We start from the raw sequence: 8,181 nt of genomic DNA, 5'->3' as shown, positions 1-8,181 counted from the left end.
CACGCCCGTCGACGCCGATGCCGACACCGACGCCACGTTGCTGTTCGTGGTCGACAGACCCGTCGACAGCGAAGCCATGCCCGTCGACGCCGACACCGACAGTTGCGAAACGTTGCTGTTGGTCGTCGACAGACCGGTCGACAGCGAGCTAGCGCCCGTCGACAGCGAGCCGACGCTCACGTCCGTCGCAGTCGAAAGACTCGCGATCGTGCTGTTGGTCGACGCAAGGCCAGTCGACAACGAACTCACGCCCGTTGAAATGACGCCAACGGTTGCCGTCGTCGAAGCCGTGACGGTCGACAGACTGGCGATATTGCTGTTGGCCGTCGTCAGACCAGTGGACAGCGAAGCAAGGCCCGTCGACGCCGAGGTCGACAAGTTCGCGACATTGCTGTTAGTCGCATTCAGATCCGTCGACAGGCTCGCAATGTTGCTGTTCGCGGTGACGACGCTGCTCGACAGCGTGTTCACGTTCATCTGCGTGGAGGTCGACAGCGACGTCAACTGGCTCACGTTCACCGCGTCGGTTGCGTTTACGCCTGCGGCGACGTTCGCGAGCGTCACGACGGGTGCCCCCGTTCCGCCGAGCGTCACCTTCGTGTGCGTGCTGTCATCGTACTGGACCGAGTCGGCAATGCTCGTCGAGATCGAGCCGAGCGCCGAACTGGTTGTCGTCGACAGGGTCGTCAGGTTGTAGTTGGTCGTACTCAGGCTCGACGCCGTCGTCGTGCTCAGCGTGGCGACGTTCGTGCTCAGCGTGGCGACGTTACTGTTCGTCGTACCCAGCCCGGTCGACAAGGAACTCACGCTAGAAGCCGTCGAAGTCGACAGCGTAGTGAGATTGCTGTGGGTCGTGTCGATGCCGGTGGAAAGCGACGCCACACTCGATAAAGTCGAAGTCGACAACGTCGAGATACTCGTCGACAGCGACGAGTCGCTTGTACTCAACTGCGCGACAGTCACGGCATCCTGAGGCGCCGAGCCGTCGGCGACGTTTGTGATCCGGCGCAGCGCCGAGGCGCTGCCAACGGCAAATTCACTGGCTGGCGCAGCCTTCCCGGTCATGTAGCCCGTGCCGGTCGGCGCAGCGGTGCCCGTAGTACTACCCTGACCAAGCGCCACACTGTTCGCATATTGGGCCTTCGCACCGTAGCCGAGCGCAACAGATCCGTCGGCTGCAGCCGAAGCCGTATAGCCCAGCGCAATCGAATTTTGCCCCGCGGCATTCGACTGGCCTCCGATCGCTACCGCTCCGTTAGCAGAGGCGGTAGCCAACGTGCCAAAGGCCATTGTGTCGACGGCCGATGCGGTCGCGCCAATACCCATCGCCAGCGCACCCTGGCCGGTCGCTTTCGCATAGACACCCATCGCCACACTACCGGCCCCGTTCGACCATGCTCCCCAGCCATTAGCCACTGAACCGAAACCATTCGCCTGGGCGTCACAACCAATGGCCGAGCTGTTAAGGCCCCACGACTGCGTTTGAGCAACGCCGTTTGCACTTTGCGTCACATTGCCGGCAGCACCGGTTGAATACGCCTGCATCCCCGAAGTTTGGCCCGGCCCCGCATTGTAGGCTCCATAGCCGGCTCCGTTGGTCGTCTGCACGCCAAACCCGTAAATGCCGCCGGTATAGTTGGCACCGCTGCCATAAATCCCTGCCGCAGTGATATTGGTCAGGCGGTTACAATCCCCATCCCCTACGATTGCCACACCATATCCGGCAGCGCTTGCACCCTTGCCCCCCGAGCTTCCCGCCGCGGTCGACGCCGCCGTACCACTATAGACCGGAGCGCCCCCATCGGCAATTGCGACTGATGCCTGAACCGCCATCGGGAATCCGCCGGCGACTATTGCTGCTGCCACCGCTAGAGACGTCAGAACCCTTCCGGCGTGATTTCGGCACGACGCGGCACTACTGGCCGCGGCACTGCGAGCTACCGAGCTACGGGCGGGCTTGCCACGGGCAGACTCGATTTCCGACACCGCAACCCATGCGCCCAGTGCTTCGTTCCATATACAACGGTATAACTTGTTCACGATAGAATCCGTTTCACGAAATTAATAAATAGATTTGATATTTGTACTGGCAATGCCCGCTTCTTGCGGGCATGAGTTACCCGTTTGCCCGGTTAAATATGGCAACAGTGAGCGCATACAGCTCCAAAGAGAGGCAGCAGATAGACCGCCGGGCTTTCTAAAATTTAAAGCGAGGACGGAAAATCAGCTCATTCAGCTTAAGCTTCAAAGAATTCGGTCGAAATAGGCATAGTCTGCTTTTTAAGCAGACATCTTTAAGAACTGTCATTTCAGGCTTGCGCTGTTGCACATCTTCCATGCAGAGTTAATTCATCGCATGAATGTCAATTAGTTTTATTTTTTAATAGACGAAAATAGGCCTGGTCCAATTGTCAACACTCAAAAAGCAAACTTGCTAATTTCGCCCCACTGTCTGAACTCATCGGCCGCAAGTCCCCTGCCAAGGCTACGGGCGCGATCCGCCCTGTCGTCGGTCAATCTCGCGTCGACGGTCCATACCACTCACCCTGCCGAATTTGGCAAGCGGATCCTGTATTCCTGGAAAGCTATCTTTCTTGACGGCTGGATCGCCGGCGCGTTTTTCACGTCGCTGTACTCATGCTCAACTGGCTACCCAGTGGTTGCTCAGCGAATTTCCGTGGATCCGTGCATTGGTCAAAAAAGCTGCAGACGCCGTCTTTGGCAGGCACCAGATTCTCTGACGCTTGCCCCCCGTTCGCTGGGACCTGCACGGATTGGGTGGACAACACCAGCCCGCTTTCAATCCCGTAACGCACAAGGTCAGAGTCCCGCGCGATTCCCAGCTTGGCCATTGCCGTGCACTTTTGCGAGCTGATTGTCTTCTTGCTGCGGTTCAACTGCTCAGCAATTTCTCCAACTGAAGTTCCAGATACAAATAGCCGAACGACGTCCAGTTCCCGCCTGGTGAGCGGGGTGCCGTCCACGGCACCGCGACGGCCCCGTCTGGTCGATGCGACGATTCTTTCTATCCGCGGTGACAGATATCGGCGGTTCGCGTATGCAGCGTGAACGGCCAACGTGAGATGATCGGTCGGATCGGATTTGCTTACGATGCAACGAATCCCCATACCGATTATCGAGTGCAGGACTGAAGGGTGCTCCATCATGGTCAGCACGACGATTTTCAGATTTGGATAACGCTGACGAATAAGGGAGAAAAGCGCCAGACCATCACCATAATCACCTCCCGGCATGACATAGCCAGTCATTAGCACGTCGCACGGCAGGCAGTCCAACGCCGTAATAAGGTCCGTAGAATTGGACGCAGTTCCGATTACCGAAATCATGCCGCTCTTTTTCAGTTCAAGCCGAACGCCGGCGAGGATGGCGGGATAATGATCCGCAAGCATGATGCGAATGGTGGATGAATTCATGGACGACTCCGTAGTAATATGTGGCTCACGAACAGGAACCGTCAGAAGACGATCGCACGCCGCTCCGGCCCTTAAGATCGTCCTGATTGCAACGTACAACTGAGCATCCAAGCTCCCGACACGTGGCTAATAACTGACGCGACACCTGCAGGGCAAAACAGGTGCACTATGAATTCGACAAATCTTTTCACTTTCCGCTGATTCGTCACAAATTATGTGATTACTCCGGAAATACTTTATAGGGTTATCCTTACAGCGATAATAGGCCCGGTCCTAGAAATTAGTTCAAATATTTATAAATCAGCCTTGTCCTACCTTTTGAAGAAGGAAATGAGGTCTGGATTCAGTTTTACGGACTGAAAATAGGCCCGGTCTTATTTTCCTCAGGCGGGGTTCAAAAGTAAATCCGACGAAAGTCGCATACCGACGGACCTAAGACTTTTACGGTAGTGATTGACCGGGGCCCTTCGATCTGCCGTGGAGAAAACCCGTCAGTACCGCAGTCAGATATTGATCTGGTCGCCAGTAGCGCGGCGAGCACGACTCGTTGAGATACGGCGTAATCGACCTACGCCGGGGCTGAGCGGGATCTTGACGAGGCAGGATGAACGATTTGGTGGGGAATCCGTTGTTGCGCGTCCAGAAAGACGTCCACCACACCGGCCTGACGCATACATGAGGCAGCGCTCTGAAACCCGGGTACCGGAAATCGCATCGAACTACGATCCCCGTTTCGACTGTGAACCGGACCGGCCTGCTCGCACCTCACACAGCGAGCCAGACGCGTCCGCTTACTGGTAGCCCATCGTGAACGTGGCTATTCCGTTTGCACTTCCTGCTGTGACGGTGGTTGCGGTCTGCACATAGCGGGCCGTCAGCGGAATATTGAAGCTGCCGTTGCCGGTCTGACCCGCCACCCACTGATTCTGATTCCCGATGACCTTGGAATCTGTCCCGTACTTAATGACGGTCGTACCGTTCAGCACCTGAATACCGATACCTTTGGCCGTCGATGATGACGTCAGCGACAGCTTGTCGGACACGTTTCCAGGGCTGTTCTGGTCCGTAAGAGTCGTGTACACGCTCGCCGTTACGTTGGCCGCTCCGCCTGAACAGTTCAGTCCGATATTGAAGGACTGCGCTGGCGAGGTTGAGCCAACACCGGTGAAGGAGTTTTGTGAGACGTTGCCTAAAGGCACCGTGATTGACGGCGTTGTCACCGTGCAGGTGGGTATCGTCGGGTTGACGACAATCGGACCGGTTAAATAGACGTAAAAGATCGGGTAGGTGCCTGATTGGGCCGAATACTGAAAGATATTCCCGGTAATGGCGCCACCTGCGGTAATCGGCCCGGTCTTGATGATCTTGAGGGTGAAACTAATGCCAATACTAAAGATGCCCGATGAGTTCGACCACATAGTGTTGCTATACGGCAGGATGTTGCCTGCGCTGTCAATGATCTGTATGCCCACGCCAGGAACACTGGTCGAGAATGTCTTGTAGGTGGCGTTGTACGTCGCGCCCGGGACGCCGGTCTCCAGCACCGTACCGAAGGGGGAGCAGGAGACAGTCGTGTTGAGCGTACTGAAGAGGTTGCCAGAGGTCCACAGGACCGTACCGTCCGGCAAAGTCGGGTCAAAGACCGGCACATTAGGCTGGTTGAAGATCGGAAAACTCTGCGCCGCGCCGGTGCATGCCGCCCATCCCGTCGCCGGCAGGAATAGCGCCAACAATACGCAAAGCACACCAGTTAGTCTTGACATCATCATTCTCATCATTCAGTTAAATAAGGCACGCCATTCAATCCTGGCATTACCATCGCCCTACACGGGATCTGGCCATATGTCACCGCGGCACGTGATTACCGGCACACCACATCAACCACGCTGTACGAAGCGCTCATCTTCTTGTCGACCTTCGGCAACGCGTAGTCCACCGAACAATGTTCGCCTGTGTCCTTGCCCCAGTTCACGAGCAAGGTGCCGGTATCGGTCTTCAGGCCACGTGCAATGATCCGCCCTGCCTGCGCAACCGTGCCGATGCTTTGCCCCTGCGCGTTCGACACTTCCGCACCGAACGGCACCGGTTGACCATTGGCCGTTCTGATGCCCAGGATCGCGGCGCGTCCTGCGTTCTCCGTGTCGAACTTGAGCCGCACCACCGCGCCTGCGGTCGGCGCCACCGACTGCTGCGTGGACTTCAGTTCCACATTGATCGGCAGACCCTTCGGGTCGATCTCGACCTGGTTGCTGGCGAACGGACTCAGGCTCGACACCACGGCGTGACCCCATGGGTCCACGCGCAGGCCGCTGCCGTTGGCGATGCGCGCGCCGGCGGCATCTTTGGCTTCCACGATCGCCAGCGTGTCGCCCATCGCCGGCGTGAACGCCACCCCGCCCGAATAGGCCACGACGCCGCCACTAACGCCCACGCTGCCCTGGGTGTAGTTGCTGCTCTTGCTGACGCTGCCAGTGATCGTGGTAACCGGCGACATGTAGGAGGCATTGGCGCCGGCCGTGGTGTTGCTGCTTGCACCGCCACCACTGCTGCTGTAGCCCGCGTTCAGGCCGTAAGAGAAGGCGCTGTCCGCGCCAAGCGTACCTGCAACTGCGGTCGTCACAGCGGCAGGCGCGTTTCCGCCACCCTGCACGGAAGTGCTCGAGTACGGCGCGTGCGGCCCGGTGCCGAGCGGAATGCCGAGCGTCAGCATCACGCGGTTGTCCCACCTGTTGGTCCCCGTATCGAGCTGACGCGAGATCGCGAGGCTGTAGTTCAACCGCTTGTAGCTGTTGTTGTAGCCCGCCTGCAGTTGCGTATCGGTACCACTGCGGTCCCAGTAATTCTGGGTAGACCCGGACACATAGAACGAGCCGTAGCCCGCCGGCAGGCTCTGGTTGACCGTGACCTGCAGCCGGCCACGCTGGATGCCGTTCGTCGGATAGCCTATGTTGTGTTTGTCGAAATCGCGCAGCGCCATCGCGTCGGCCAGACCCAGATAGCCGCGGCTCGAGTAGCGGTAGGCCGCCACCGACAGGTTGGTGTTGGTCGGCTCGACCAGCTTGCTGTAGCTCAGGCGCAGGCTCTGGCCGCTGCGATCGGGCTCGTGATCCAGATGCGTGTTGGCCTGCGTGATGTCGAGGCCGAACGCGCCGTACTTCGTGTTCAACGCGGCGCCCACCTGGGCGGCCATGTAACCCGGGCTCGCAACGAAGCCCCCGTAACCGGTGATCAGATTCGTAAAGCCGTGCTGGACCGTGCCCTGGAACAGCACCGGATGACTCTGCACCGTGGGATTGCGATACTCACCGAGCGTCGTGCTGAAGCGTGTGACACCGGGGCGCAGCGCGTTCACCGCGGCCGCAAAGGGCACCGTCGAGGTCCGCACACTGCCGTCGGCCTCGGTCACCACCACGTCGAGGTTGCCGCCGTAGCCGGTCGGATAAAGGTCGTCGATCTCGAACGCGCCTGGCGCCACGGTCGTTTCGTAGAGGAGGTTGCCGTTCTGGCGAACCTGCACGCGCGCATGGCTGTTGGCGATGCCGCGCACGATCGGCGCGTAGCCGCGCTGCGACTCCGGATACATGCGGTCGTCACTGGCGAGTTGCACGCCGCGAAAGCCCACGCTGTCGAACACCGCGCCGTCGGTGAACGCGTCGCCGATGGTCAGTTGACTCTTGAGCGGCGCAATCGAACGCTGCAGATTGGTCTGCACACTCTGGTAATGGGTAGCGGTCTGGGTGCCGGAGGTCAGGCTGCCGTTATGGCGAAAGCGCCACGGTCCGATGTTGATGCCGGCGTTCACACCCACATAGCCCTGGGTCGAACTTACTCCATAGGAATCCGAATGGTATGCGTTGGCATTGTACTGCAGGCGGGCGGCGGTCACGCCTTCGTCCCAGTAGCGCGGCTCGACATAGCCGCGCGCCGTCCGCGCGAGCGCAATCTGCGGCACGCTCACGTCGAGGCGCTGCTCGCCGTTGTCGAACGTGGCCGTTGCATCGTTGATCAGTGAGGGCAGCGTGATGCACGCATCAGTGCCCTTCTCCAGACGCGCTGCGGCCTCGGCCGGCAGCTTCGTCAGGTCCACCCCCACGCGCTCCAGCAGCGCACGGTCGAAACACACCTGCACGCCGCCGCCAGCATTTGGCTGACGCAGGTGCACCTCGGCACGGCCGAGCCACGAACCGTTGACGTACAGATCGGCCCGGTAGTCGCCGGGCAGCGCGACATTGCCCTTGCTGAAGCGGCTGATATCAATGTGTGCCCCGTCGCCAGACTGCTGCAGGAACTGGTCATTGAACTCGACCTCCGCCACATGGATAGGCACGTCCATCTCAGCGACAGCTCCCCACGCACTGGTACTGGCGAACAACGACAGCACCACTGCACTGACGGGGGACAACTGTGAAGGGACAGGTCGAAATTGCGGCTGCCGCATTACTGCTAGCTCCTAGCTCAAAGCTTCAGGGCAGACCCTCTCCCTGCCGCGTCGCGCGCCATTTGAATGGAAAGAGCCAAATAACAGAGGGAAGCCGGATAACGCCGGCCGGAGGGTTTTACTTCGCTTGTGGCACGCCTACAACGCCGTCTCGCCGTCGGAGGGGCCGCCGAAGTCGTTGATCGCGTGATAACGCACCTTGAACAAAACCGCTGACGCGGTATGGCGGTTGGCCGACGTCCCCGTCATGGCCGGCGCGGCGGACATTCCTTTCCGGGTGCGACGATGACAGTGCAATTCACCGCACCT

Annotated in this window: 3 protein-coding genes and 1 pseudogene; all 4 read right to left on the bottom strand. The window is 59.3% G+C overall.

All coding sequences use genetic code 11. The features are described 5' to 3' along the window. Positions 1-1,713, bottom strand: a pseudogene (locus HV744_RS35670) (hypothetical protein); the annotation flags it as partial. 908 nt (positions 1,714-2,621) lie between these two features. Further along, positions 2,622-3,434, bottom strand: coding sequence for a response regulator (locus HV744_RS35665; RefSeq protein WP_175153951.1), 813 nt, complete (start codon positions 3,432-3,434; stop codon positions 2,622-2,624). A 791-nt stretch (positions 3,435-4,225) separates the two neighbouring features. After that, the gene (locus tag HV744_RS35660; RefSeq protein WP_175153950.1) at positions 4,226-5,203 is read right to left on the bottom strand and encodes a fimbrial protein; all 978 of its coding nucleotides are present in this window, start codon (positions 5,201-5,203) and stop codon (positions 4,226-4,228) included. 92 nt (positions 5,204-5,295) lie between these two features. After that, positions 5,296-7,767 carry a fimbria/pilus outer membrane usher protein gene (locus tag HV744_RS35655; RefSeq protein ID WP_484555899.1) on the bottom strand — a complete coding sequence of 824 codons (2,472 nt, stop codon included), beginning with the start codon at positions 7,765-7,767 and terminating at the stop codon, positions 5,296-5,298. Positions 7,768-8,181 lie beyond the last annotated feature (414 nt).

Origin of the sequence: Paraburkholderia ultramafica, from assembly GCF_902859915.1 — a bacterium.
Taxonomy (GTDB): Bacteria; Pseudomonadota; Gammaproteobacteria; order Burkholderiales; family Burkholderiaceae; genus Paraburkholderia; species Paraburkholderia ultramafica.
Note: the sequence above shows the minus strand (reverse complement) of the source record. Positions and strands in the feature narration are given on the sequence as shown.

What these genes read in the sequence shown, in the direction of transcription:
- HV744_RS35665 (WP_175153951.1), bottom strand. Translation starts at nt 3,434, where the DNA reads ATGAATTCATCCACCATTCGCATCATGCTTGCGGATCATTATCCCGCC.
- HV744_RS35660 (WP_175153950.1), bottom strand. Translation starts at nt 5,203, where the DNA reads ATGATGATGTCAAGACTAACTGGTGTGCTTTGCGTATTGTTGGCGCTA.
- HV744_RS35655 (WP_484555899.1), bottom strand. Translation starts at nt 7,767, where the DNA reads ATGGACGTGCCTATCCATGTGGCGGAGGTCGAGTTCAATGACCAGTTC.